This window comes from Escherichia sp. MOD1-EC5990, from assembly GCF_002965285.1.
Classification (GTDB): domain Bacteria; phylum Pseudomonadota; class Gammaproteobacteria; order Enterobacterales; family Enterobacteriaceae; genus Escherichia; species Escherichia coli_F.
In genome coordinates this window covers 1-1,702 of record NZ_PTRV01000060.1, presented here as the reverse complement: position 1 = coordinate 1,702, position 1,702 = coordinate 1, and the positions used below count along the sequence as shown (strand labels likewise).

The following is a 1,702-nucleotide window of genomic DNA, read 5'->3' as shown; positions in this document are numbered from 1 at the left end:
ACAGTTCTTTAAGGTAAGGAGGTGATCCAACCGCAGGTTCCCCTACGGTTACCTTGTTACGACTTCACCCCAGTCATGAATCACAAAGTGGTAAGCGCCCTCCCGAAGGTTAAGCTACCTACTTCTTTTGCAACCCACTCCCATGGTGTGACGGGCGGTGTGTACAAGGCCCGGGAACGTATTCACCGTGGCATTCTGATCCACGATTACTAGCGATTCCGACTTCATGGAGTCGAGTTGCAGACTCCAATCCGGACTACGACGCACTTTATGAGGTCCGCTTGCTCTCGCGAGGTCGCTTCTCTTTGTATGCGCCATTGTAGCACGTGTGTAGCCCTGGTCGTAAGGGCCATGATGACTTGACGTCATCCCCACCTTCCTCCAGTTTATCACTGGCAGTCTCCTTTGAGTTCCCGGCCGGACCGCTGGCAACAAAGGATAAGGGTTGCGCTCGTTGCGGGACTTAACCCAACATTTCACAACACGAGCTGACGACAGCCATGCAGCACCTGTCTCACGGTTCCCGAAGGCACATTCTCATCTCTGAAAACTTCCGTGGATGTCAAGACCAGGTAAGGTTCTTCGCGTTGCATCGAATTAAACCACATGCTCCACCGCTTGTGCGGGCCCCCGTCAATTCATTTGAGTTTTAACCTTGCGGCCGTACTCCCCAGGCGGTCGACTTAACGCGTTAGCTCCGGAAGCCACGCCTCAAGGGCACAACCTCCAAGTCGACATCGTTTACGGCGTGGACTACCAGGGTATCTAATCCTGTTTGCTCCCCACGCTTTCGCACCTGAGCGTCAGTCTTCGTCCAGGGGGCCGCCTTCGCCACCGGTATTCCTCCAGATCTCTACGCATTTCACCGCTACACCTGGAATTCTACCCCCCTCTACGAGACTCAAGCTTGCCAGTATCAGATGCAGTTCCCAGGTTGAGCCCGGGGATTTCACATCTGACTTAACAAACCGCCTGCGTGCGCTTTACGCCCAGTAATTCCGATTAACGCTTGCACCCTCCGTATTACCGCGGCTGCTGGCACGGAGTTAGCCGGTGCTTCTTCTGCGGGTAACGTCAATGAGCAAAGGTATTAACTTTACTCCCTTCCTCCCCGCTGAAAGTACTTTACAACCCGAAGGCCTTCTTCATACACGCGGCATGGCTGCATCAGGCTTGCGCCCATTGTGCAATATTCCCCACTGCTGCCTCCCGTAGGAGTCTGGACCGTGTCTCAGTTCCAGTGTGGCTGGTCATCCTCTCAGACCAGCTAGGGATCGTCGCCTAGGTGAGCCGTTACCCCACCTACTAGCTAATCCCATCTGGGCACATCCGATGGCAAGAGGCCCGAAGGTCCCCCTCTTTGGTCTTGCGACGTTATGCGGTATTAGCTACCGTTTCCAGTAGTTATCCCCCTCCATCAGGCAGTTTCCCAGACATTACTCACCCGTCCGCCACTCGTCAGCGAATCAGCAAGCTGATTCCTGTTACCGTTCGACTTGCATGTGTTAGGCCTGCCGCCAGCGTTCAATCTGAGCCATGATCAAACTCTTCAATTTAAAAGTTTGATGCTCAAAGAATTAAACTTCGTAATGAATTACGTGTTCACTCTTGAGACTTGGTATTCATTTTTCGTCTTGCGACGTTAAGAATCCGTATCTTCGAGTGCCCACACAGATTGTCTGATAAATTGTTAAAGAGCAGT

General features: G+C 52.8%; 1 rRNA gene. It reads right to left on the bottom strand.

Annotated elements, in window-relative coordinates:
- Nucleotides 1–14 precede the first annotated feature (14 nt).
- Nucleotides 15–1,556 (bottom strand): 16S ribosomal RNA (locus tag BEB42_RS25810).
- Between the last annotated feature and the right edge of the window lie 146 nt (nucleotides 1,557–1,702).